Genomic DNA, 24,402 nt, shown 5'->3' with positions numbered 1-24,402 from the left:
CTCAAGAGCACTTGCCGGGGAATTGGCTGAAGCGAGCCGCTCGCGAGAAAGGGCCAGGGGGTGGCCAGCGGGGCTGCAGAGAAGACTTTGAGAAAACGGTCTTGCGCGAATCTATCCCCGTTAATGTACCAGCCGTGTCAAGCCCCGGGTGCTGGCGGGCGGCCCGCGTGGCCTGTGGCCCCTGCATGAAGCGCGATTTGCGTGACGATTGCGCACGGAGTGCGGGGAAGCCTGCAGTTCGGGGAGAGCCTGCGCGCGTGCAAACGTTGTAGATTGGTCTGAACCGGTTGGGACCGGCATCACAGCAAAGCCGGCGCCACGCAGCGACCGGCTCCGGAGACAGACATGATCCCTGCGGCCCTGCCGCCTGACGAAGCCGCTCGCCTGGCTGCCTTGCACCAATTGGGGGTGCTGGACACACCGGCCGAGGCGGCGTTTGACGCGCTGACCGCCGCCGCCGCCGCCCTGTGCGGCGTGCCGATTGCGCTGGTGAGTCTGGTGGACGGCCAGCGCCAGTGGTTCAAGGCGCGCGTGGGGCTGACGGCCGACGAAACCCCGCGGGAGCAGGCGTTTTGCGCCCACACCATCCTGGGGACTGAGGTGTTCGAGGTGGCTGACGCGCTGCTGGACCCGCGCTTTGCGGGCAACCCGCTCGTCACCGGCGAGCCCGGCATCCGCTTTTATGCCGGCGCGCCGGTGCGGCTGGCGGGCGGGGCGGCGGTGGGCACGGTGTGCGTGATCGACCGCGTGCCGCGCCACCTCACGGCCACCCAGCGCGAGGCGCTGGCCCAACTGGCCACGGCCGCGGCCGCGCTGCTGGACCTGCGCCGCGATGCCCACACGCTGGCCAAGAGCGAGGCCCGCTACCGGGCGCTGGCGGAGCTGTCACCCGTGGGCTTGTTCGCCGGCGACGCGCATGGCGACTGCACCTACACCAACCCGTGCTGGCAGGAGATCCATGGCCTGACGCTGGAGCGCAGCCTGGGCCTGGGCTGGATGCAGTCCGTCGAGGCGGCGGAGCTGGCGCGCTTGGGCCGGGCTTGGGAGCAAGCGGTGCAGAGCCGGGGCCTCTTCGACGAGGTGATGACGGTGCGCCGCACCGACGGCACCGTGCGCGCGGTGCGCAGCCGCTCGGCCCCGCAATTCGACGCCCAGGGCCGCATGACCGGCTTTGTGGGCCTGGCCGAAGACGTGACCGAAGCCCGCACACAGCAGGAGCGCCTGCTGGACGAGCGGCAGTACCTGGCGTCGGTGATTGAGAGCACCGGCGTGGGCACCTGGGAGTGGCATGTGCCCAGCGGCGCCATGCGCATCAACGAACGCTGGGCGGACATCCTGGGCTACCGGCTGGAGGAGCTGGAGCCGCTGTCCCTGCAGACCTGGCAGCGCCTGGTGGACCCCGACGATCTGCCCCAAGCCCAGGCGGCCGTGCAGCGCCACCTGAGTGGCGAGACGCCGCAGTACCGCTGCGAGTTCCGCATGCGCCACAAGGCGGGGCACTGGGTGTCGGTGCTGGCCGTGGGCCGGGTGCTGACCCGCAGTGCTGACGGCGCCCCGGAGTGGGCGTTCGGCACGCACCTGGATTTTTCCGAGCAGGTGCGCGACCGCGAGGCGGCCTTGCAGGCCCATCGCCGCATGGAACTTGCGCTGGAGGGCGGCGCCGTGGGCCTGTGGGAGTACGACCTGGCGCGCAACACGCTGAGCTGGCAGCGCGGTCTGTTCGGCCTGTACGGCTTGCCGGAGGACACGGCCCGGCTGGAATACACCGAGTGGCTGGCCCTGCTGCACCCGGACGACCGCCCGCGCGTGCAGGCCGAGTTGCAGGAGGTGCTGGCCGGCCACCGGGGCTACGACATGCATTTCCGCGTGCTGCGTCAGGACGGCTCGGTGCGCCACATGCACTCCATGGCGCGGGCGCGGCTGGATGCGCGCGGCCGGATCGCCGGGCTGCTGGGCGCCACCTGGGACAACACCGAACTGCAGGAACTGGGCGCGGAGCTGGCCGAGCAGCATGAGCTGATGCGGGTGACGCTCAAGTCGATTGCCGACGGCGTGATCACCACCGACGCCGCCGGCTGCGTCACCTGGCTCAACCCCGCCGCCGAGCGCAAGACCGGCTGGACCGCCGCCGAGGCCTTGGGCCGGCCGTTGTCTGAGGTGTTCGTGCTGCGCAGCGAAGAGACGCACGCGTTGGTGGCCTCGCCGGTGGAGGCCTGCCTGGCGGGCGCCGAGGCTGGGCCGTCGCACCCGTTGGCGGTGCTGCACGGCCGGCAGGGCGAACGCTTCGGCATCGAAGACTCGGCCGCCCCCATCCGCAACGCGCAGGGGCGCCTGCTGGGGGCGGTGCTGGTGTTCCATGACGTGACCGAGCAGCGCCGGCTCAGCTCGGAGATGACCTACCGCGCCAAGCACGACGCGCTCACCGGCCTCGTGAACCGGCAGGAGTTCGAAGCCCGGCTGCGCCGCGCGCTGGAGCAGACCCGCCACGAGCCGGTGTGCCACACGCTGCTGTTCATCGACCTGGACCAGTTCAAGCTCGTCAACGACGCCTGCGGCCACCCGGTGGGCGACCTGCTGCTCAAGCAGGTGGCACAGCTGATCGGCGGCGTGGTGCGCTCGCGTGACACGCTGGCGCGGCTGGGTGGCGATGAGTTCGCCGCCCTGATGGAGCAGTGCACCCGCGAGCAGGCGCTGCGCGTGGCACAGCAGATTTGCGACCGCATGGACGCCTTCCGCTTCGTGCACGACGGCCGGCGCTTTCGCATCGGCGCCAGCATCGGCCTGGTGCAGGTGGACGCGCGCTGGCCGGACCTGTCGGACCTGCTGAAGGCGGCCGATGCCGCCTGCTACGCCGCCAAGGAGGCGGGCCGCAACCGCGTGCACACCTGGTACGAGTCCGACCGCATGATCCTGGAGCGCAGCGGCGACATGCAGTGGGCCACGCGGCTGGCCCAGGCGCTGGACGAAGACCGCATGGTGCTGTTCGGGCAGCGGCTGCAGCCGCTCGGCGCGCAACCCGAGGGCCTGCACCTCGAAGCCCTGGTGCGCATGCGCCAGCCCGACGGCAGCCTCACGCTGCCCGGCAGCTTCATGCCGGCCACCGAGCGCTTCGGCCTGGCGCCGCGCCTGGACCGCTGGGTGGTGCGCGAGGCGCTGGCCTGGCTGGACGCCCACGGCACCGGCTGCGGGCTGGCCAGCCTGCACGTGAACCTGTCGGCGCAGTCGCTGGCCGACGCCACGTTCCGGGCCGACATCGTGCGCCTGCTGGAGCAGGCCGGCGAGGCCACCTGCGAGGCGCTGTGCTTCGAGATCACCGAAACCGTGGCGCTGGCCAACCTCGGCGAGCTGGCCTTGTTCGTGGACCGCGTGCGCGAATGCGGCGCCCGCGTGGCGGTGGACGACTTCGGCGCGGGCGCCTCGCACTTCGGCTACCTGCGCTCGCTGAAGGTGGACCTCATCAAGGTGGACGGCCAGTTCATCAAGGGCATGCTGCGCGACCCGCTGGATGACGCCTCGGTGCGGGGCTTCCTGGAGGTGGCGCGCGTGCTGGGCGTGCAGACGGTGGCCGAGTTCGTGGACGAGCCCGCAGTGCTGAACCGCGTGCGCGACCTGGGCTTTGACTACGCGCAGGGCTTCCACATCGCGCGGCCCGAACCGCTCACCCCCTGCATGGCGTCATGATGGCGGCCTGACCGTCGCCGCCCCCCCCCCGCTGGGGCGCCCTGTTCATGTGCAGCAACTACAAGCCCGTCACCCTGCAAGACCGCTTGCTGGCCCACTTCGGTGTGGCCCGGCCGGATGACGCCGAGCCGCCGGAGCTGACCTACGCCGGGCGTGCCGCGCCCTTCATCGTGCGGGCCGACCAGCGCGACGCCGTGGCCTGCCATGTGGGGCGCTATGGCCTGCTGCCCGAGTGGGCGCCCAACCTGGCCTTCGGCCGGCGCACCTACAACTGCCGCAGCGAAACCATGCGCAGCAAACCGAGCTTTCGGCAGGCGTGGTTCGAGGCGCGGCGTTGCGTGATTCCGGTGGAGGTGCTGTTCGAGAACTGCTGGGAAACCGGCGACCCGGTGCGCTGGGCCATCGTGCGCAGCAACGGCGACCCGCTGGCCGTGGCAGGCCTGTGGGGCGTGTGGCATGACCGGGACGGGCAGGAGGTGCTGTCCTTCACCATGCTCACGGTGAATGCCGACGGCCATGGCGTGTTCGGCCGCATGCACCCGCCCAATGATGAAAAACGCATGCCGGTCATCCTGCAACCGGCCGAGCAGGACGTGTGGCTGCACGGCAGTGCGGCCCAGGCGCTGGCGCTGATTCGCCCGCTGCCGGCCGAGCTGCTGCGGGCCGAGCCTGACCCCGCGGCCTGGAAACCGCTGGCCGAGCCGGCCAGCTGGGCGGCGTCCAGCGACCTGTTCGCCGACGACTGGCAGGCCGCGGCCCGCGACCCCAAGGCCCGGGCGTTGAAGGCCCGCCGCACACGCAGCGCGCCGCCCCCCGCCCCGCCCCAAGACGAGCCGCCGGCCGACACCACCGGCGACCTCTTCGGCTGAGGCTCAGTCCAGCGGCTGGGTCTGCGGCGTGCGGCGGAAGGCCGCCTTGTCAAAGCCCAGCGCGGCGGCGCGGTCCAGCAGCGCTTGCAGTGCGGCCTCGTCCATCTGGGGCGTTCGCGACAGCACCCAGGCGTACTGCCGGCTGGGCGCGCCCACCAGCACCTGGCGGTAGTCCGGGTCCAGCGCCAGCACCCAGTAGTCGCCGTAGAACGGCCAGAAGAAGGTCACGCGCAGCTTGGCGTTGCCGCTGCCTTCCACCACCTTGGCGTGGCCCTTGATGTCGTCCACCGAGCCATCGGCCTTGCGGCAGCGGTTCAGCACCTCGACACGGGCGCCGTCCTGCCGGTAGCGGGCCTGGGTGTCGGCCACGCATTGCTTCTGGAAGCGGTTGGGCAGCAGCGCGATTTCGTACCAGGCGCCGGCGTAGCGGGCCAGGTCCACGCTGGCCACGGTGGGCAGCGGCGCGGGCTCGGCGGCGTGCGCGGCCGGCGGGGCGGCGAGCGTCAGGCCCAGGACCAGGCTGGCGGTGGCGGCTGCAGTGGTGAGCAGGGTGGGGCGCATGGTGTCAGACGTAGGCGTAGAAGAGGGCGGCGAAGAAATGGCACACGCTGCCACCCAGCACGAACAGGTGCCACACGAAGTGGGCGTAGCGCACCCGGTTGTCCAGCAGGAACACCACGGCGCCCACGGTGTAGCTCAGGCCGCCGGCCACCAGCAGCGCCAGGCCCGCCGCCGGCATGCGCTCGACCAACGGGCCGATGGCGAACACCACCACCCAGCCCATGGCCAGGTACAGCAGGGTGGACACCACCGGGTGCCGCAGCCGGTTCAGCAGCTTGATGGTCACGCCGAAGGCCGCCGCGGCCCACACCGCCACCAGCAGCGTCAGGCCCGGGCCGGTGTGCAGCACGCCCAGCGTGAAGGGTGTGTAGCTGCCGGCAATGAACACGTAGATGGCGGCATGGTCCAGCCGCATCAGCCAGGCTTTGACGCGGCCTTGGGCCAGCGAGGCTGGCAGCGCGTGATAGAGCGTGGAGATGCCGTACAGCAGGATGGCGCTGGCCGCGAAGATGGCGGCCGCCGCCACGTCGGCCGCGCCGCCATGGCCCAGCGCCCGCACCACCAGGATGGGCAGCGCTGCGATGGCCAGCGCGGCGCCCAGCCCGTGGCTGAGGGCGTTGGCGAGTTCTTCACCGAAGGTTTGCGGGCGGTCGGGTGTGGGGGCGTGGCGCGGCATGGCGGACTGCATGGGGAACGGCTTGCGGAGGGCTTGCGGAGGGCAGGGCCGGGTCAGGTGCAAAACCTCAAGCATGCCAGCCCGCGCAAGACCCCCGGGCTTGCTCGATTGCCAAGCGCGCACCGCGCTTGAGACACTGGCCCGCTTACAACAAGTCACTTCTTGACCAATCACGCATGCTGGGGTTCTGGACGGTGGGATTTCGAACAGCCGTCCGGTGCGGCGGCGCCTGGCTGGGCGGGTGGGTGCTGGGGGTGGGGGCCATGGTGGGCCTGGCCGGGGCCTTGGCCGCCGCACAGGCCCAGGCGCCGGTGCCGCGCAGCGTCACGCTGGCTGCCAGCGAGCGCGTGCCCTACCTGGGCGAGGCCTTGGTCAACCAGGGCTATGTGGCAGACCTCGTGGCCGAGGCCTTCCGCTTGCAGGGCTACACGGTGCGCTTGCAGTTCTACCCGGCGGCGCGGGGCGGGGCGGTGCTGCGCCAGGGCGACGTGGATGGCCTGCTGCCGGCCTCGGAAGCGGACGCTGCGCCGGCCGAGGGCCTGGTGGCGTCCGACCCCTTCCCCGGCGACACGCTGGGCCTGCTGAAGAAATCGGCCACCGTGCTGCCCGGCGGAGCTTTGCCGGCCGCGCCGGACCTGATCGGCCTGCTGCAGGCGCTGCGCCAGCGCGGCGCCACGGTGGGCGTGGTGCGCGGCGGGCTGGGCGAGCCGCTGGCCCCGGCCGCCGACAGCGCCACCGACGACCTGCAAAACCTCGACAAGCTGGACCGCGACCGCGTGCAGCTGGTGCTGATCGACAAATACACCGCCGCTGATCTCGTCACCGGCCGCCGGCCGCACCTCATCGGCAAGCTGGAGTTCGTGCCCGGCGCCCAGCTGGCGCGGCCGCTGCACGTGCTGTTCAACACCCGCAAGCCGCAGGGGCGCCAACAGTTGGCGGCCTTCAACGCGGGCCTGGCCCAGTTGCGCGCGAATGGGGGCCTGGACCGCATCCTGGCGCGCCACGGCCTGCAGCCGCGTCCGGTGGCGGCCAAGGGCGAGAAGTGGCTGACCATCGGCACCGTCAACAACGCCGACATGCTGGTCATGCGCCAGCTGTCGCGCGAGTACGAAGCCCGGCACCCCAAGGTCAAGCTGCAGTGGCGCGTGATGGACGAGGGCACGCTGCGCACCCGGCTGCTGAGCGACCTGGCGATCAACGACGGGCAGTTCGACATCGTCACCCTCGGTGCCTACGAGGTGCCGATCTGGGCCCGCCGCGGCTGGCTGGCGCCGCTGACCGCCCTGCCGGCCAGCTACGAGGTGGATGACCTCTTCCCCAGCGTGCGCGCCGGCCTCACGCACGCCGGGCAGCTGCATGCACTGCCGTTCTACGCCGAGAGTTCGGTCACCTACTACCGGGCCGACCTGTTCGAGGCCGCCGGCCTGAGCCTGCCCGCCCAGCCCACGTGGGACGAGGTGGCCCAGGCCGCGCAGCGCCTGCACCGGCCGGACGACAGCCTGTACGGCATCTGCCTGCGTGGCCGCCCGGGCTGGGGCGAGAACATGACGCTGGTGAGCACCCTGGTCAACGCCCAGGGCGGCCGCTGGTTTGACGAGCGCTGGCGGGCCGAACTCACCTCGCCCGCGTGGGAGGCCGCCGTCACCCAGTACGTGAACCTGCTGGGCCGCTACGGCCCGCCGCAGCCCGAGCTCAACAGCTACAACGAAAACCTGCGCTTGTTCGCGGCTGGCCGCTGCGCCATTTGGGTGGACGCCACCGTGGCGGCGGGCACGCTGTTCGATGCCAAGCGCTCGCAGGTGGCCGGGCGGGTGGCGGTGGCCGCGGCGCCCCGGGCGCGCACGGACCGCGGTGCGGCCTGGTTGTGGAGCTGGTCGTTGGCGGTGCCGCAGTCGTCACCGCACCGCAGCGAGGCGCACGACTTCATCACCTGGGCCACCTCGCGCCCCTACCTGCAGGCCGTGGCCCGGCAACAGGGCTGGGTGGCGGTGCCGCCGGGCACGCGCATGTCCACTTACCGCAGCCCGGAGTACCGCGCCGCCGCCCCCTTCCACGCCGCGGTGCGGGCCGCGCTGGATGCCGCCGACGGCCATGCCAAGGCGCTGCAGCAGGGCCGCAACTACACGGGCATCCAGTACGTGGGCATTCCGGAGTTCCCGGCGATTGGCGGCCAGGTGGCGGCCGAGGTGGCCCGCGCGCTGACCGGCCAGCAAACCGTGAAGCAGGCGCTGCAGCGGTCGCAGGAGGCCGTCACCAGTGCCATGAGCGCGGCGGGCTACGGCCCGGGCGTGAAGGCCGACTGAGGCTCCGACAGGGCGCCGGCCGCGTGCGGCGCGGCGGCCATGAAAAACGCCTGCCGGTTGGGGCAGGCGTGATGCAAGGCGCCGGGCACCGGCCCCGGCGCGGGAGCTGCGGTCAGGTGCGGCGCTTGCGCGATGCGGCCGCCAGGCCCAACAGGGCACCGCCCACCAGGGCCAGGGAGGCCGGCTCGGGCACGTGGCTGGTCAGCGTCACGTTGTCCAGCGCGAAGAACTCGGTATTGGAGTCGGTGCCGCGCGAGTAGCCGTAGCCGATCCAGCGCATCGAGTAGGTGCCGGCGCCCAGCTGGGTGTTGCCCAGGTCCAGGGCCAGCGTGGTGCCGCTGGTGGCGTTGGAGGCGATCAGGTCCGACACCAGATTCACCCAGTTGTTGCCGCTGTACAGCTGCACCGCGTACTTGTATTGCCTGTACGTCGGGTAGCCCGGGTTGTGGTTGTGCACCTGCGCGAACGACAGGGTCAGGTGGTCCACCGTGTTGGCCAGGGTGAACGACAGCGACGGCGTGGTGGTGGTGCTGAAGAAGCGCGTCAGCGAGAGTTTGTTGCCGCCCCAGTCTTCCACGCCGTTGTTGCCGGTGGAGAAGGTGGCGTTGGACACGCCCGCGCCCAGGGTGGACGCCGCAATGCCGTTGACCTGGCCGGCGGTTGCGTTCTGGAAATCCCAGGCCACCACCACGCCGGCCTGGGCGGCGGTGGAGGTCAGGGCGGCTGCGGCTGCGGCCAGGGCGATCGTCTTGAAGCTGTGCATGTCAGTCGTGCAGTGAAGCGAGCAGGCCGTGAACCGGGGTGACGGCCAGACTCGCGGTTAGGTGGCGAGATTCCACCTTGGAAGCACAGCCCGTGCCAGGTCTTGCCTTCGCCTTGCAGATCAAGCACTTGCCAGCGCGGCGCCGCGCCGCAGCCGGGTCGGTGTCAGCCCAGCCGACACCGGCCTCATGCCTCAATTCCCCACGCGCACCATGCCGAACTTGGCGGCTTGGTCGTTGTAGACGACCTTGCCCGTCATGCGGTCGTAGATCTTGACGGTCAGGATCAGCGAGTCTGACGAGTTCTGCGCCGCGATGCTGAAGCGCTCGCGCAGGTCGATGTGCAGGCCGTCGCGCTCTTCCTTGCCGGCGTTGCGCAGGTTGTAGACCTTGTACATCTGGCTGTCGTTGCCGTTCTTCACCTTCAGCTCGGTGTCCACGCCATTGCTGCGGCTGAAGCAGGCCAGGATGTTGATGTGGTTGGGCATGCCGCACGAGATGACGGCGTAGAACGGGTACTCCTTGGCGTGCGCGGCGCGCTGGGCCTTCTCCGCTTCTTCGGCGGCGCGGCGGTCGGCGGCTGCCTTGCGGTCGCGGGCGTCGCGCACCTGCACGGCGGTTTGTTTGGCGGCCTGGCCTTCCTTTTCATCGGCCAGGTAGGCCAGCACGTTGTCGGTGGTGCGCTCGGTGGCGTACTTGCTCTTGGTCATGCGCTCCACGACGGCATTGAACTCCGCCAGGCTGCTCACGCCCAGGGCTTCCAGCCGCTCCAGGCCGCGGGCCGTGACGGTGGCGTTGGGCACCAGTTGCTGGGCCAGTTCGTACTTCTCGTGGGAGGGGTAGCCCTTGCTTTCGGCGTAGCTGTTGAGCAGGTCTGGCTTGGGGATGATGATGTGGACGCTGAACGCGATCTTGTCGCGCTGCATGGCCGCGGCCAGCTTGGCGGCGTCGTCGTTGCTGGTGATCAAGACCTGGCACTTGCCGGTCTGCACCTGCCCGTACAGCTCGTCCAGGTCCTTGGCCAGTTCGTCGAAGCGGCTGTCGCGCTTGGTGTTCAGGCCCTTGTTGAGCTTGTCGAGGTAACGAAAACCGGTGCTCCATGCGCCCATGTCGCCCGCGGCCTTGATGGTGCAGTAGCGCCGCTCCAGCACCTTGTCGCCGTCCCGCTGCGCGGGCAGCACCAGGGACACCAGCGAGTCGCCGAACGTGGGCAGGCGGGCCAGCAGGTTTTGCGTGCGCTCTTCGCCCTTGCGCTTGAGCTCGGCCACGCGCTGCTTCTCGGCCCGCAGTTCGTTCATGGCGCCGATGGCCGACACCTCGGCCAGCACCAGCAACTCGCCGCGGTCGATCAGCGGCTTGAGCAGGGGCATGTCCACCCGCGGGTGCAGGCCGAACACCACCTGCACGCCCTCGGTGTCGAGCCGGTTGCCCACCACCCGCATGGCCAGCGCCTGGGCGTCCCAGCGCAACTGGCCGATCGGCATGCCGAGCGCGGCGATGCGGCCGGCGGCTTGTTGCCACAGCGTTTCCAGCAGCTCGGGGTCTTGGCTGTTGTAGTACTGCTGTCGCGCACCCGCGGCGGCTTTGCCGTTGAACACGTCATCCACCATGGCCAGCGCAGCCACGCCGCGCTTGTTGTCATTGGCGGGCTTGATCCGGAGTTGCCCATCCAGGGACTTGGTCAAGGCGATCCCGGCCCATTGCGCGCCTTTGACGTTGAGCACCACGATGGCATCCGCCGGGTTGGCCACGGGCGCCGGCGCGGGCGCGGCCGAGGCACCGGTGGCGGCGGCCGGGGCCTGCGGCGCGGGGGCGGCGGGCGGTTGCGCCAGCGCGGTGGTGGCGGCCAGCGCCAGGCCCATCAGCCAGGCGCGCGGGGCGGTGGGCGGTGGGACCTGGCGGGTGGCTGGCTGTGGGGTGCCCGGCAGCAGGGTGGCGGGCGCGGCCAGGCGGGTGAAGGCAGGGGTGTCAGGCACGGGCATCTCCCATCAGTGCGGTTTCAACTGATGGAAATGATAAATACGGCAACAGAATTGGCGCTTTTCTTGCCGCGCGCGCCGTGAAATCCTGCAGCTTTGTGAGCGCGGCGTGCTGGCCCGGCGTCGGCCCCGGCGCCGGGCGGGCCCTCACCGCCGGCGGGTCGCTGCACCCGCGACGACTTATCGACGACTCATGCACGCCTCAGCGGCGCCTCACCCGGGCGCTCTTGTGCGTGGCGACATGGAAGTCGTCGGGCTTGGTTTTCACCCAGTTCACGAAGCTGCGAATGCCCGGGTGCGTCAGCAGCGCGTCCACGCTGGCGTACTGCCGGGCCAGCTCGGCTTCGGTCAGCAGGGCGTGAATTTGCCGGTGGCAAATGCGATGCAGCACGGCCGTTTGCCGGCCGCCGTGGCTTTTGGGCACGAGGTGGTGGGCGTCGCGCTGGCGCGGCGGCACGGGCCGCTCGCACAGCGGGCAGATCACTTCCACCCCGTTTGGCGGTTTCATGGTTGCCCGGCCCGCCATCCGCCGCCGGTGGCGATCCCGCGCGCCTCGCACCCCGGCACCTCGCCGCGCAGCGCAGGGCGTGCCGTGTCGGCGGGCAGGAGGCAAAACCGCGCCGGGCGCGAGCCCACGGCGTGCGGCGCCATGACGCGCAACGGCAGCGCCGTGTGGAGCAGGGCCAGGAGAGTCCGCATCGGTGGATTGGCAGCGTCAACGACGCCATGACGCTATCGCAGCGGCAGCGGACCGATGCGCCGTGGGGCCTTGCGCGCGTTGGGATGCGCTGTGGGCTGGGCTGGGCTGGGCGGGCCTAGGCCGGGTTCTTCTTCAGAATGTTCATGGCCACCACCACCCGCCGTCCGGTGTTGTGCGGCACGGCGTGCTGCAGGGCGCCCGGAAAGATGTACAGCGTGTTGGGCAACGACGGCCGCGCGGCGTTGTGGCCGAACACGATGGGGGCGCTGGTGGCGTCGGCCTCCAGGTACACCACCGCCGCGAAAAACGCCGGGAAGTGGTTGTGGCTCTCGGCGTAGCCGCCCTGGCCGTAGTCCACTGCCCAGCTTTGCCACACGTAAAACTCATCGGCTGCGTGCTCGCCGCCTTGGCCGAAGACGTCGTGCCAGATCTGGCCGCACAGCGTCGTCACCAGCTGGCACAGCGGCTGCAACTTGGGGCTCAGTTCGTGCGCGTTCTTGGGGCTCAGCCACTCGCCGTACACGTTGGAGGTGCGGCGTTCGGGGTGCAGCTGCTGCAACTCCCGCACGGCTTCGCGGGCCAGGTCCAGCGCGGCGCGCTGTGCACTCAGGTCGAAGGCGAACAGCACCGATTGGGTGTCCACCAGCTGTGTTTGGATCTTGTCAACCAGTCTCACGGGGGCCATGGCGTCAGGCGTCATCCGGGGGCGTGGCGCCGAGTATGCGTCGAGGCGGCTGGGCGTTGCCCTGATGCAAGACCTGACCCCCAGCCCGCACGAACCGCGAATATGCACGGCGATTCCGGCCTGGGCCCTGGCACACTCAAACCCACATTGCACGCATGGCAGCCCCCCTGCATGGGGTTGACCCCGCGGCCCGAGGGAGGACCCATGACCGAACACCGCACCCCGCCGGGCGGCGCTTTGCCGCCCCTGGCCCTGCTGGCCCGCAGCCACGAGCTGTGGTGGCAGGAAGACGCACACGGCCACCTGTTGCAGGTGTCGCCGTCCGCCCAGCACCTCTGCGGTTGGCCGGCCGACGCGCTGCGCGGCGCGCCGGTCCGCCAGTTGCTGGACGACGCTGCACGCCAGGCCCTGCACGTCGCCAGCGCGCACGGCCTGGGCACCTGCCGGGCCGCGCTGCTGGGGCTGGACCAGCCGCCCCGCGCGGTGGAACTGACGGCCCAGCCCTTGTTCGATGCCCAAGGTCAGCCCGACGGGCGCTGGGTGTTGGCCCGTGACCTGACCGAGCAGGTGCAGCTGGAGTCGCGCCTGAAGCACAGCGAGCGCCGCTACCTGGAGCAGGGCGAGACCGCCAGCGAGGGCGTGGCCGTGGTGCAGGACTGGCGCTTCAAGTTCGTGAACCGGCACCTTTGCGAATTCGTCGGCATGACCGAGCAGGAGCTGCTGGGCCAGCCCTTCATCGACGTGATCCACGAAGACGACCACGAGCTGCTCAAAACCAACCACCGCAAGCGCCTGTCGGGCGAGCCGGTGCCCACACGTTACGAGTACCGGGTGCGCACCCGCACGCGCGGGCTGCGCTGGCTGGAGATGAGCGGCTCGCTGATCGACTGGCAAGGCCGCCCCGCCACCATCAACTACATCAACGACGTGACGGCCCGCAAGGACATGGAAGCCCAGGTGCACCAGCTGGCCTTTCTGGACGCCCTCACGGGCCTGCCCAACCGCCGCCTGCTGGAAGACCGGCTGCGCATGGCGGTGGCCCAGAGCGGCCGCACCGGGCTGCACGGCGCCGTCCTGTTCCTGGACCTGGACCGCTTCAAGGCCCTGAACGACACCCACGGCCACGCCGCGGGCGACCTGCTGCTGGTGGCCGTGGCACAGCGCCTGCAGGCGCTGGTGCGGGCGTCCGACACCGTGGTGCGGCTGGGCGGCGATGAGTTCGTGGTGATGCTCAGCCCGCTGCCGGCCCAGTCGCAGGACGCCCACCACCAGGCCGAGCGCCTGGCCGACAAGCTGCGCCACGCGCTGGCCGAGCCCTACGAGCTGCTGCTGCCCGAGGACGCTGGCGTGCAGCGGGTGCAGCACCAGGGCGCGGCCAGCGTGGGCGTGACGGTGTTCGGCCCGCAAGACCGCCATGCCGAGGCGGTGCTGCAGCGGGCCGACCAGGCCATGTACCGCGCCAAGGCGGCGCGGGGGCCGGGCGCGGCGGTCAGCGGCTCTCGGTGACCGTGCGGCCGTTCAGCGCCTGCAGCGGGCGGGCGTTGGTGCCGATCAGGCGGCGGAACGCGGCCACCTGCGCCGCGGGCAACTGCATCGGCTGCTTCAGCACCATCCAGTTCACTCCCTCGGAGCACGGCGGCGTGGTGAGCGAGCCGGCCAGGCTGTAGTAGCCCAGCGTCTTGGGCAGCAGGGCGCCCAGGTCCAGCGTCAGCTCGTCGACGGTGATGTGCTCGCCCGCGCGCGGCAGGTGGGCGAACACCGGAGCCAGCGCCGCGTTGGCCGAGCCGGGTTCGATCAGCACCGCCACCACGCCCAGCTGGCCGGCCGCGTTCTTGTGCACCAGGTGCGCCACCATCGGGTAGCGGTGGCCGTGCACGGCCTCCTCGCTGGGCAGGTGGAAGTGGAACTGCAGCAGTTCGTAGGTCTGCCCGCCCACCTCCAGCGTCTGGCCGGCCGGCACGTTCACCTGCACGGTGTGGCCGTTGTTCCAGATCGTGGGCACGACGGTGCCGTAGTGAAAGTTCAGCGCCGGCAGGTCGGCCAGGGTGGTGTGGTCGATGTTGACCGGGCTTTGCTGCTGGCCCATGCCGCACTGCTCGTAGGCCGGGTCCAGCTCGGCCCAGTGCGCGGCGCCATGGTGGCCCTGGTAGGCCCAGTGCGGTGACGCCTGGGTGAGCGAGGACAGAACGGCCAGCGACAGGCCAGACACGAGGGGACGAAGGGCACGAAACAACATGGGTTCAAACCAGAGAACGGCGGCCCGCCAGGGGCCGGTGGAACAACCGGGTGAGCGCGCAGCGCTGCGGCCACAACCGGGGGAAGCGGCACTCTAGGAATCGACCGGGCGGCCCACCTTTCGTCGGCCCGTCGGCGCGCGCAAAGAAGCGCTGCGGGGTGTGGTGCAGTGCAAGGCAAGGTTTCCCGATGTTGCGGTGCGGGCCTGCAAGCTTGGGGGTCGTGCCGAGTTGACACGCGATCCACGCGTCTTGGATACTGGTTTGGAACCGGTTCCAAATTTTTACAACGGAGACAAGACGTGGATCAACGTGGGTGGGTGATGGATGCGGCTGCGCGCCTCGGGCAGCAGGCGCGCGGTGCGATGGTGGGCGGCTTGGTGGTGGGCCTGGTGGGCGCTGCGGCGCTGACGGGTTGCGGTGGTGGCTCCGGCGGCGGGGCCACGCCCAGCACGCCCACGCCCGCCCCGGCCCCCGCGCCGGCACCCGCCCCGGCCCCGGCGCCCGCGCCGGAGGCCCTCACCCAGCTCAAGGCCGACGGCACCAAGTGGGTGGACGCTGCCGGCAAACAAGTGCTGCTCAAGGGCACCAACCTCGGCAACTGGCTGGTGCAGGAGTTCTGGATGATGGGCCAGGGCGGCAAGGGTGTGGTGGACCAGTGCACGCTTGAAGCCAAGCTCACCGAGCGCTTCGGCTACGACGAGAAAGAGCGCCTCATCAAGCTCTACCGCGACAGCTGGATCACCGAGCGTGACTGGGACCAGCTCAAGGCCTTCGGTTTCAACGTGGTGCGCCTGCCCATCCTGTGGAGCGTCATCGAAGACGAGAAGAAGCCCAAGACCCTGCGCGCCGATGCGTGGACGTACCTGGACTGGAGCATTGCCCAGGCCAAGAAGCGCGGCATCTACGTCATCCTGGACCTGCACGGCGCGGCCGGCGGCCAGACGCCCAACGACCACACCGGCTGCTCGGGCCAGAACAAGTACTGGACCGATGCCGACGCGCAGGACCGCACCCGCTGGCTGTGGACGCAGATCGCCACCAAGTACAAGGACGAGCCCGCCGTGGCCGCCTATGACCCGCTGAACGAGCCCTGGGGCTCCACGGCCGAGGCCATGGTCACTCGGGTGGAAGAGCTCTACAAGACCATCCGCGCCGTGGACGGCCAGCACATCGTGCTGCTGCCCAGCCACTACGGCAGCATCGACGCCTACGGCAGCCCGCTGGCCAAGGGCATGACGAATGTCGCGTTCGAGATCCACCCCTACCCCGGCCTCTTCGGCGACCGCCCGGGCGACACCGCCTACGCCATCCACCGCGACTGGCTGCGCTGCGGCCAAAGCGGCACCACCGGCGTGTGTGCCTACAACAAACAGGTCAGCGACCTGAAGGTGCCGCTGCTGGTGGGCGAGTTCCAGCCCTGGCAAAGCGCTGGCCTGGACCTGGGCGGCCAGATCGCCCGCGCCACCTACGACACCTACGCCAGCTACGGCTGGGCGTCCACCTCGTGGGCCTACAAGCTCGTCAGCCCCGCGGGCGGCTCGGGCAAGGGCACCTGGGGTATGGTCACCAACGCGCCCAACAGCAACTTCGACAGCGGCGTGGGCATGGTGGCCAAGGCCAGCACCTGGGACTGCGCGGGCTGGAACTCCAGCTTCGCCGAGGCCTGCGCGGTGAAGGCGCCCACCATCAAGGTCGGCGGCACCGGCCCCAAGACGTATTACTTCGTCATCAAGAGCGGCGCCAACGCGGGCAGCAACCCCGATGTGACGTTCGACAAGATCAGCATCGTCGAAACCACCAGCAAGTCCGAGGTCATCACCAACGGCAACTTCGGCAGCAATGCCGGCTGGACGCCGCTGACCATCAGCGGCAGCGTCAACCTCGACTTCAACGACACCACCGCCGGCAAGGCCCCCACGGGCAGTGACGGCCCCGTGCTGCGCCTGACCCGCCCGGCCGGCGTGACCGGCGAAGTCAACGGCGGCGTGTACCAGGCCATCACGCTGGAAGGCGGCAAGAGCTACACCCTGAGCGGCGTGTTCAAGGACAACGGCAGCAGCAACACCTGGGCCGAGATGTACCTGCTGGACAGCAAGCCCGTGCAGGGCCAGGACGTGATCGACATGACCGGCAAGGTGGACTTCACCACCGCCGCCAAGGCCGACATCGAGAGCTTCTTCAAGGGCTTGGCCACCCAGGCCTATGAAGTGCACTCGGGCCTGGCGCAATGGCTGGTCAGCCCCACCACGCCGGACGTGTTCCAGCTGCCCGAGCGCCCCGCCGGCCTCAAGCTGGCCGAAGGCGCGAGCGGCAATGCGCTCACCTGGAACGCCAGCACCGATGCCAAGGTCACCGGCTACAACGTCTACCGCGCCAGCGGTGCGGCCGGCAACTACACCAAGCTGGCCGAGAAGGTGGCCACGCCGAGCTACAACGACACGACCGCTGTGGCCGGCACCACCTACTTCTACGTGGTGACCGCGCTGACCGCCGCCAACGAGAGCTTCTACAGCGACTCGGCCAGCACCGCGCTCAAGTCGGTGCCGGTGCCCGCGCTCATCCAGGCTGAAGCCTTCACCGCCATGAGCGGCGTGCAGCTGGAGAACTGCAGCGACACCGGCGGTGGCCAGGACGTGGGCTACTTCGACCCGGACGACTACATCGAGTTCAAGATCAGCGTGGCCACGGCCGGCAAGTTCGTCATCGACTACCGCCTGGCCACAGCCAACGGCAGCACGGGCTTCGAGATCTGGGTGGACGGCGTGAAGGCCCTGGACGCGATGGCCGTGCCCAACACCGGCGGCTGGCAGACCTGGGTCACGCAAACCAGCGCGGCTTTCAACATGACGGCCGGCAACCACACGCTGCGCTTCAAGTCCGTCGGCAAGGAGTGGAACCTGAACTGGTTCCAGGTGAAGGCGCAGTAAGGCGCCACGCACGCGGCGAAGCCTTAACGCTGCAGGGTCTGCCAGGGCTGCGACGGGTCACCGCCGCAGCCCTTTTTTGCGTTCGCGTGCGCGCGGGCTTAGCCGCTGCCAAGGTGTTTTTCAACGCCGAATCTGCGGCGGTTTGATGCAGATCAACGCTCGGTTTCCCTAACTTTTTAGCATGGCGCATGCCGCCGCTCGGTGGCCTCGCCCGTCACCCCCAGCGGATCCCATCGATGTTCGGAAACATGACTGTCGCCCGGCGACTGACCTTGGCCTTTGGCTCCATTGCGGCCTTGATCGTGGCGTTTGCTGCGGTGGCGTGGCTGCAGCTGCGCGACGTGCAGTCGGCGGTGTCTCAGGTGGTGGATGACCGCTACCCCAAGATCGACACCTCGCGCGACATCTACGACGCCGTCAACCTGCAGGCGCGCATGCTGCGCAACGCGGTGCTGGCCGGCGTGGCGGGGCAGTCGGCCGATGCGGCGGAATTCCTGTCGCGCATGGATCGGTCGGTGGCCGAGAACACCCAGCGCATGGAAAAGCTCAAGGCCATGCTCAACACGCCCCAGGGCCAGCAGCTGTTCAACGCCATGGCCGCGTCTCGCACGGCCTATGGCACGGCGCGCAACGAAGCGGCCCGGCTGATTCGCGAGGGGCAGTGGGACGCCGCCAACAAATACGTGCTGGGTGAGGTGCGTGCCCAGCAGCAGGTGTTCTTCGGCGCCATCGAGAAGATGGTGCATTTCCAGGAAGGCCTGATGGCCACCAACGCGGAGGCTGCCAAGGCCCAGGTCAGCCGCACCATCGGCGCCACGCTCACCGTGGCAGCGGGGGTGCTGGCGCTGTCGCTGCTGGCGGCGGTGCTGATCACCCGCTCGCTGCTCAACGAACTGGGCGGCGAGCCGGCGCAGGCGCGCGACGAAGCGCAGCGCATCTCGCGCGGCGACCTCACCGGGTCCATTCCGGTGCGCGCGGGCGACGCCCATTCGCTGTTCGCTGCGCTGCAGGCCATGCACCAGTCGTTTGCCGACACGGTGGCCCGGGTGCGTCAGTCCAGCGAATCGGTGGCCACCGCCTCGGCGCAGATCGCGCTGGGCAACCAGGACCTGAGCCAGCGCACCGAGCAGCAAGCCAGCGCGCTGCAGGAAACCGCCGCCACCATGGAGCAGCTCAACACCACCGTGCGCAACAACGCCGAAAACGCCGCGCACGCCAACGAGCTGGCGCAGGGCGCCTCGGCCGTGGCCGCGCAAGGCGGTCAGGTGGTGGGCGAGGTGGTGGCCATGATGCAGAACATCAGCCAAAGCAGCGGCAAGATCAGCGACATCATTGGCGTGATCGACGGCATTGCGTTCCAGACCAACATCCTGGCGCTGAATGCCGCCGTGGAAGCGGCGCGTGCGGGCGAGCAGGGCCGAGGCTTCGCCGTGGTGGCCGGCGAGGTGCGCACGCTGGCGCAGCGCTGCGCCGACGCGGCGAAGGAAATCAAAACCCTCATCAGCCGCAGCGTGGAGCAAGTGGAGCGCGGCTCCACCTTGGTGGACCAGGCCGGCAAGACCATGGGCGACATCGTGCAGGCCATCCAGCAGGTGGGGGCGATCGTGGCCGAGATCTCCACCGCCAGCGCGCAGCAAAGCTCCGGCATTAGCCAGGTGGGCGACGCCGTGGGCCAGATGGACCGCGTGACCCAGCAGAACGCCGCGTTGGTGGAGGAAAGCGCCGCGGCTGCCGAAAGCCTGAAGGGCCAGGTCCAGCAGCTGGTGGAGGCGGTGGCGGTGTTCAAGACCGGCGACGCGGTGGCGTAGGTTGCCGCACCCGGCACGGCCGTGCCTCGGTGCTGTCAGCGCCCCGCGTCGGCGCCGGTCGCCCGGTGCGGCAGCCGCACCGTGAAGCAACTGCCCCCGCCCTCGGCCGGCGTCACACCGATCTCACCGCCGTGCACCTCCGCGATGCGGCGGCACAGGGCCAGGCCCAGGCCGGAGCCGTCGAAGCGGCGGCGCGGGTGCAGGCGCTGGAAGGGCTTGAACAACCGGGCGGCGTCGTCCGGTGCGATGCCGATGCCGTGGTCGCGCACCTGCAACACAAGGGCGCTGCCGTCGCGGTGGGCGCTGAATTCCACCTGCGGCGAGCGCCCGGGCTCCACGAACTTGAGCGCATTGCTCAGCAGGTTTTGCAGCAGCACCTGCAGCATGGCGGGGTGGCCGTCCACCTGGCCCAGCGGGGTGCTCGTGATCTGGGCCCCGGATTGCTGGATCTGTTGCGCCAGCGCTTCGCGGGCCGACTGCAGGGCGAGGTCCAGGTCCACGCGCTGCAGCGCCAGCGGCTGGTCTTGCTGCATGCGGGCGAAGGTGAGCATGTCGTCCAGCAGCGTGCGCATGCGGTCGGTGCCGCGCAGCATCAGCTCCAGGTGGTGGCGGGCCGTGGCGTCCAGCGGCTGGCTTTCATCGCGCAGCAGGCTGCCGAACGCGGCAATGGTGTTCAGCGGCTCGCGCAGGTCGTGCGCCGAGAAGTGCACGAACTGCTCCAGCCCGTCGTTGGCGCGCTTGAGTGCGTCGGACTGCTGCGCCAGGTGCTCGCGGCTGCGGCGCAGCTCGTGCAGCGTGGTGCCCAGCAACTGCCCGGGCAGCAGCGCGGCCGCCATGGCCACGTAGATGAACACCTGCTGCCATGCGGCGCTGAGCGGCGGCGCCGGCAGCAGCCCGGTGCCCAGCGCCGCCGCCAGCGTGATGGACACCGCCAGCGTCAGCAGACACGCCCCGGCCAGCGGCAGCACCACGGCGGCCGCAATCAGCGGCAGCGTGAGGAACACCATGGGGTAGGGCAGCGAGGTGGCCGCCAGCAGCGTGGCGCCGATGGACGCGCACAACAGCGCCCACGCCCCCACATGGCCGGCCAGCACGCGCAGCGGCTGTGGGCCCTCCTGCGCCAGCAGCAGCGCCAGCGGCAGCGTGGACAGCGCGCCGATGGCGCTGCCCTCCAGCCACGGCAGCCACAGCCCGGTGAAGCCCTGCCCGATGACCGGCCCCACCGTCACCAGCGCCACGGTGGCACTCGTCAGCGGTGCAAGCAAAGCCGCCAGCCCCAGCGCGCCGCCCAGCGTGGCGGCCGAGTCAATGCCGCGGCGGTGCAGCCCGGCGCGGCGCAACGCGGCGGCGGCCAGCGCCACCTCAACCAGGTTGGCCGGTGTGAACGACAGGGCCAGCCACCACTGGTCGCCCCACAGGCCGTTGGCGGCGGCAATGGCCATCAGCACGGCCGCCAGCAGCGCGGGCCAGTCGCGCCAGGGGCGGTGGGCCAGGGCGGCCACGGCCAACGCGTTGGCGTACCAGATGGACGCCACGCTGCCGGGCTGGCGCGACAGGTGCAGCGACAACACCGCCGCGCCGGCGTAGGCCAGCCCCAGCCCCAACGCGGTGAGGCCCAGCGGTTGGCGGGCCAGCCACGAGCCTGCGGCCGTGGGCGCGGGGCCAGGGCCCATGCCCGGGCGCGCGTGGCGGGCCGGGGCCGAGAACGGGGGCGCCAGGCTCATGGCGGCGGTGCGGTGTCGTGCGCGTGGGTTGCGGGGCTGGTGCTTCGCTGCGTGTGGCGCCGCCAGGCCAGCACCGCCAGCAGCACGGCGGCCAGCCCCAGCCACGCAGCCGCCCAGCGCAGGCCCTGCCATGTCGAGGACATCAAAGCATTGCCGTCCAGCGGCCCCATCCAGCGCTGTTGAATCGCGGCGCGTTCCTGCAGCGGCAGGGCCGCAATGGCGGCGTCCAGCCGTTGCACGAGGTCAGCCCGCGCCTTGGGCACGGCCAGGCTCAGGGCGTAGTCAAAGCCGATCGGGCCGGCCGCGCGCAGGTCACTCCAGTGCTGGCGCTGGGCAATGAAGGCGGCGCTGGCGGCGTCCACCACCGCGGCGTCAAAGCGGCCGTCGCGCACGCCGCTGAGGGCCTGCACGTCGTCAGGCACGGCGGCCCAGCGCACCTGCGGAAAGCGCTCGCGCGCAAAGCCCTCCACCGCGTAGCCCGCCCCCACCGCCACCGCATGGCCGGCCAGGCGCAGCAGGGCGGCTTGCCCGTCGGTGCTGCGCTCGGCGGTACCGGCCGCGCTGCGCACCACCAGCAGCGCCGGCACGTTCACATACGGCCGCGTGAAGGCCAGGTACTCCGCCCGCTCGGGCGTGGGGCGCAGTGAACTCACCAGGTCCGCCCCGCCCGCGCGCAGCAAGGCCAGTTGCTGCGCCAGCGGTGCCGGCGGCAGGGTTTCCAGCCGCAAGCCGGCGCTGGGGGCCAGGCGGGCCAGCAGGTCCACCGACAAGCCCTGCACCCGGCCGTCGTCGTCGGCAAACACGAAGGGCCCGTAGTCGCGCTCGGGGGCGAAGCGCACGGTCAGCGGGGCGTCGGCCCCGGCCGGCGGGGCCACGCTCAGCACGCCCAGCGCCAGCGCGGCCGCCACGGCCAGCATGAGGCGCCAGGGCCGCGGGGTCATGCCGGGGCCACGCGAGGGTGGGTGGCCAGGCGCTGGGCCTGGTCCAGCGTCAGGGGTTTGACGAGGTAGTCCTTCACCACCCCGTGGGCCAGGGCGCGCTGGCGGTCGCTCTCCAGCGGCGAGCTGCTCATCACCACCACGGCGGTGTCACCGCGCTGGGCGGCAGGTAGGCGGTCGAACGCGTCCAGGAACTCGAAGCCGTCCATGCCCGGCATGTTGATATCCAGCAGGATCAGCGCCGTGCGGCCCGGCGCCTGTGCAATGGATTGCAGCGCTTCTGCGGCCGATTCGCACTCCTGAACGGCCCACGGCAGCCCCGTGCGGCCCAGGATCACGGACGTGTACATGCGATCGAATTCGCTGTCGTCAACGAGCAGGACGGGAAGGGGCTTCACCTGTCGGTCCCAGTGCGCTTACGCGACGATTGAGTGTAGCCAGCGGCGGGCCCGCGGTGCAGGGGATTCGCGCAGGGCGTGCACGCCGGCACCCGCGCCGAGGCGGGCTTGCGCCATCGCAAGGTGGGGGCGACGCCGGCCTGCTACAGGCGGCGGCGCGGGGGTGTGATCAGCGCACTGCGCGGCCGCACAGATCCAGCATGTGAACCTGGCCCTGCAGGCCGGTCGTGCGCAGTCGGCCGTCCGCGTCGTAGCGCGTCGCGAAGGCGGCCTGGCAGCCGTCGGGTGACACGCGGATCGGCTCGTCCTCGAAGCAGCGGGTGTGGTCGCGCAAGGCGTCGTCGGTGGCCCCTCCGGGCTTGGGGCCGCAGAACACCCGCTGCAGACCTTGAGCGGTGTGTCGGTACAGGCCGGCACCGTCGTGGCTGCGGCCGGGCACGGCCAGCAACTGGCCGCCGCGCATCGGCACCGAGAAGACCTGGTGCGTCCAGTCGCGCGACAGCCCTGGGGCCAAAGCGGCGGGGGTGGGCACCTGGGCCGTCCGGCCCTGCTGGTCCATCGTGGTCAGCGGGAGCAGTTCGGTCATCTGGCCTTGTTCCACGCGGTACAGGCCGGGCGTCAGCAGGTAGGCGCTGCGGTAGGGCAGCCAGTCCACCAAAGCCTGGATGCGCTCGGCGGGCACATCCAGCGTGCGGCGCTCGGCGCCACGCATCCACTGCACCGCACCGCGCTGCCCCGTGGCGGGGTCCCAGGTCCAGCGGATCTGGCCGTGCCCTGGCTCCAGCGTGCGCACAGGCGCTGCGCCGGTCATGACCTGGCCGTTGCGGTCGTCCTCCGGGTCAAACGGCCGGCATTGCTGGGGATGCATCGGCGGCCCGGGCGGGGGCGGCTGAGGCACCAGGCGGGTCTGCTGGGCGTCCCAGCGGAACCAGGTCAGCACGGGGGCGGCCGCAGGGCCGCCGCGCAGCAGCTTGCGCAGGTCGCCCACGTAGGCCGCCACCACGCCGGTGTGTGGGTTGGCGCAACTCAGGAATCCGCGCTCCAGCAGCACGGTCTGGGCGCCGGTGCGGGCATCTACGGCCACCAGGCGGCGCAGGCCGGAGTAGGCGTCGTCGTCGCCGGGCGGTGGGGTGGTCACGGCCAGGTGGTGCGCGTCCAGCCAGCCGTAGGTGGTGGCCATGCGGTCGGGCAAGCTCAGGCCCGTGACCAACAGCCGGGTGGGGGCCTCGGTGATCGGGGCGGCGACGGCCGCGCGGCTCAGGCCGGCGGCCATGAGCGCGAGCCCGGCACGCCGGAGCGCCAGCAGGGGTTTCGTCATGCCGCCAGCGTACTGCGGCATCGACGCAGTTCGGCGTGCGTGTGCCCCAGGGGCGCGGGGCTCAGCGCACCCCCAGCGCCGCCACCAAGGCCTTGGCCACCGCTTCGCTTGACTGCGGGTTCTGGCCGGTGATGACGTGGCCGTCCTGCTCGACGTGGCTGAGCATCGGTAGCAGCGCGGAATGGAAGTCCGCCCCGCTGGCCTTCATCTCGTCTTCCAGCAGGAAGGGCACGACGTCTTTCAGGCCCGCGAGGAATTCCTCGGCGTTGGTGAAGCCGGTGGCGCTGCGGCCGCTGAAGAAGGGGTGGCCGTCGGCGCGCAGGGCGTGCACCAGGGCCGCCGGGCCGTGGCAGACGGCAGCGATCACGCGGCCGGCGGCGTCGTGCCGCGCCACGAGGGCGTGCAGGGTGTCGTCGGTGGCCAGGTCCACCATGGGGCCGTGGCCTCCGGGAATGAAGAGGGCGTCAAAGGTTTCGCCCTGCACCGACGCCAGCGTGACGCTGTGCTGCAGCGCCTGCAGGGCGGCCGCCCAGGTGTGGCGCTGGGTGTCGTTGGGCTCCGTCTTCGGGTCCAGCGGCACGGCGCCACCGCGCGGCGAGGCGACCGTGACCTCAATGCCCGCGTCCACGGCCGCGAGATACGGCACGGAGAACTCTTCCAGCCACAGGCCCGTGGGGTGATCGGGTGCGAGGTGGGTGGCACTGGTGGCAACGAACAGGGCGCGCATGAACGGCTTTCAGAGTGGCGAGCTGCCAATCTAGACGTCCGTCTGTGCGCGCCGTGTAGGCCACCAAGCCACCTGGCCGCCAGACCGCGCAGGTCTGGCGTACCTGGCGG

General features: G+C 70.8%; 18 protein-coding genes. 6 read left to right on the top strand and 12 right to left on the bottom strand.

Annotated elements, in window-relative coordinates; translation table 11 throughout:
• Positions 1-345 precede the first annotated feature (345 nt).
• Both ACG01O_RS15580 and ACG01O_RS15575 read left to right on the top strand, forming a co-directional pair.
• A complete protein-coding gene (locus tag ACG01O_RS15580) occupies positions 346-3,681 on the top strand; it encodes an EAL domain-containing protein (protein WP_394385954.1) in 3,336 nt (1,111 codons plus the stop codon).
• A 47-nt stretch (positions 3,682-3,728) separates the two neighbouring features.
• Positions 3,729-4,550 carry an SOS response-associated peptidase gene (locus ACG01O_RS15575; protein ID WP_394385952.1) on the top strand — a complete coding sequence of 274 codons (822 nt, stop codon included), beginning with the start codon at positions 3,729-3,731 and terminating at the stop codon, positions 4,548-4,550.
• Between the two features lie 3 nt (positions 4,551-4,553).
• Here ACG01O_RS15575 and ACG01O_RS15570 read toward each other — a convergent pair whose 3' ends face one another.
• Complete coding sequence (locus ACG01O_RS15570; RefSeq protein WP_394385950.1) at positions 4,554-5,111, bottom strand: lipocalin family protein; 558 nt, start codon at positions 5,109-5,111, stop codon at positions 4,554-4,556.
• Between the two features lie 4 nt (positions 5,112-5,115).
• Complete coding sequence (gene trhA, locus ACG01O_RS15565) at positions 5,116-5,799, bottom strand: PAQR family membrane homeostasis protein TrhA (RefSeq protein ID WP_394385948.1); 684 nt, start codon at positions 5,797-5,799, stop codon at positions 5,116-5,118.
• A 164-nt stretch (positions 5,800-5,963) separates the two neighbouring features.
• Here trhA and ACG01O_RS15560 point away from each other — a divergent pair, with 164 nt between their 5' ends.
• Positions 5,964-8,090 (top strand): extracellular solute-binding protein, encoded by a 2,127-nt coding sequence (locus tag ACG01O_RS15560; RefSeq protein ID WP_394385946.1) that lies wholly within the window; start codon positions 5,964-5,966, stop codon positions 8,088-8,090.
• Positions 8,091-8,202: 112 nt separating this feature from the next.
• On the opposite strand, the gene ACG01O_RS15555 is transcribed toward ACG01O_RS15560, so the two are convergent.
• From ACG01O_RS15555 to ACG01O_RS15540, 4 genes are all read right to left on the bottom strand, one after another.
• Positions 8,203-8,853, bottom strand: coding sequence for a PEP-CTERM sorting domain-containing protein (locus tag ACG01O_RS15555; RefSeq protein ID WP_394385944.1), 651 nt, complete (start codon positions 8,851-8,853; stop codon positions 8,203-8,205).
• Between the two features lie 192 nt (positions 8,854-9,045).
• Positions 9,046-10,827, bottom strand: a complete 1,782-nt coding sequence (locus ACG01O_RS15550; protein WP_394385942.1) for a hypothetical protein — start codon at positions 10,825-10,827, stop codon at positions 9,046-9,048.
• Positions 10,828-11,032: 205 nt separating this feature from the next.
• Positions 11,033-11,338: an HNH endonuclease gene (locus ACG01O_RS15545; RefSeq protein ID WP_394385940.1), complete on the bottom strand. Its 306-nt coding sequence runs from the start codon at positions 11,336-11,338 to the stop codon at positions 11,033-11,035.
• Between the two features lie 307 nt (positions 11,339-11,645).
• Positions 11,646-12,206 carry a 2OG-Fe(II) oxygenase family protein gene (locus ACG01O_RS15540; protein ID WP_394385938.1) on the bottom strand — a complete coding sequence of 187 codons (561 nt, stop codon included), beginning with the start codon at positions 12,204-12,206 and terminating at the stop codon, positions 11,646-11,648.
• Between the two features lie 213 nt (positions 12,207-12,419).
• On the opposite strand from ACG01O_RS15540, the gene ACG01O_RS15535 reads away from it, so the two are divergent.
• Positions 12,420-13,721 carry a diguanylate cyclase domain-containing protein gene (locus tag ACG01O_RS15535; protein ID WP_394385936.1) on the top strand — a complete coding sequence of 434 codons (1,302 nt, stop codon included), beginning with the start codon at positions 12,420-12,422 and terminating at the stop codon, positions 13,719-13,721.
• Here the strand turns inward: ACG01O_RS15535 and ACG01O_RS15530 are convergent.
• Complete coding sequence (locus ACG01O_RS15530) at positions 13,705-14,451, bottom strand: carbonic anhydrase (protein ID WP_394385934.1); 747 nt, start codon at positions 14,449-14,451, stop codon at positions 13,705-13,707. The genes ACG01O_RS15535 and ACG01O_RS15530 overlap by 17 nt on opposite strands.
• A 300-nt stretch (positions 14,452-14,751) precedes the next feature.
• Here ACG01O_RS15530 and ACG01O_RS15525 point away from each other — a divergent pair, with 300 nt between their 5' ends.
• Positions 14,752-17,379, top strand: a complete 2,628-nt coding sequence (locus ACG01O_RS15525; RefSeq protein WP_394385931.1) for a carbohydrate-binding protein — start codon at positions 14,752-14,754, stop codon at positions 17,377-17,379.
• Between the two features lie 248 nt (positions 17,380-17,627).
• Entirely contained in the window at positions 17,628-19,187 is a 1,560-nt protein-coding gene (locus tag ACG01O_RS15520; RefSeq protein ID WP_394385929.1) for a methyl-accepting chemotaxis protein, read from the top strand.
• A gap of 35 nt (positions 19,188-19,222) precedes the next feature.
• On the opposite strand, the gene ACG01O_RS15515 is transcribed toward ACG01O_RS15520, so the two are convergent.
• From ACG01O_RS15515 to ACG01O_RS15495, 5 genes are all read right to left on the bottom strand, one after another.
• Positions 19,223-20,911: an ATP-binding protein gene (locus ACG01O_RS15515; RefSeq protein WP_394385927.1), complete on the bottom strand. Its 1,689-nt coding sequence runs from the start codon at positions 20,909-20,911 to the stop codon at positions 19,223-19,225.
• Positions 20,908-21,852 carry a transporter substrate-binding domain-containing protein gene (locus tag ACG01O_RS15510; protein WP_394385925.1) on the bottom strand — a complete coding sequence of 315 codons (945 nt, stop codon included), beginning with the start codon at positions 21,850-21,852 and terminating at the stop codon, positions 20,908-20,910. The genes ACG01O_RS15515 and ACG01O_RS15510 overlap by 4 nt, the downstream gene beginning before the upstream one ends.
• On the bottom strand, positions 21,849-22,247 hold the full coding sequence (locus tag ACG01O_RS15505) for a response regulator (RefSeq protein WP_394385923.1): 399 nt from the start codon (positions 22,245-22,247) through the stop codon (positions 21,849-21,851). The genes ACG01O_RS15510 and ACG01O_RS15505 overlap by 4 nt, the downstream gene beginning before the upstream one ends.
• A 169-nt stretch (positions 22,248-22,416) precedes the next feature.
• Positions 22,417-23,565 carry a hypothetical protein gene (locus tag ACG01O_RS15500; protein ID WP_394385921.1) on the bottom strand — a complete coding sequence of 383 codons (1,149 nt, stop codon included), beginning with the start codon at positions 23,563-23,565 and terminating at the stop codon, positions 22,417-22,419.
• Positions 23,566-23,626: 61 nt separating this feature from the next.
• Positions 23,627-24,292, bottom strand: a complete 666-nt coding sequence (locus tag ACG01O_RS15495) for a type 1 glutamine amidotransferase domain-containing protein (RefSeq protein WP_394385918.1) — start codon at positions 24,290-24,292, stop codon at positions 23,627-23,629.
• Positions 24,293-24,402 lie beyond the last annotated feature (110 nt).

It is taken from the genome of Pelomonas baiyunensis (assembly GCF_043555935.1).
Taxonomy (GTDB): Bacteria; Pseudomonadota; Gammaproteobacteria; order Burkholderiales; family Burkholderiaceae_C; genus Pelomonas; species Pelomonas baiyunensis.
The sequence above is the reverse complement of the archived record's forward strand: the minus strand, read 5'-3'. Positions and strand labels throughout refer to the sequence as shown.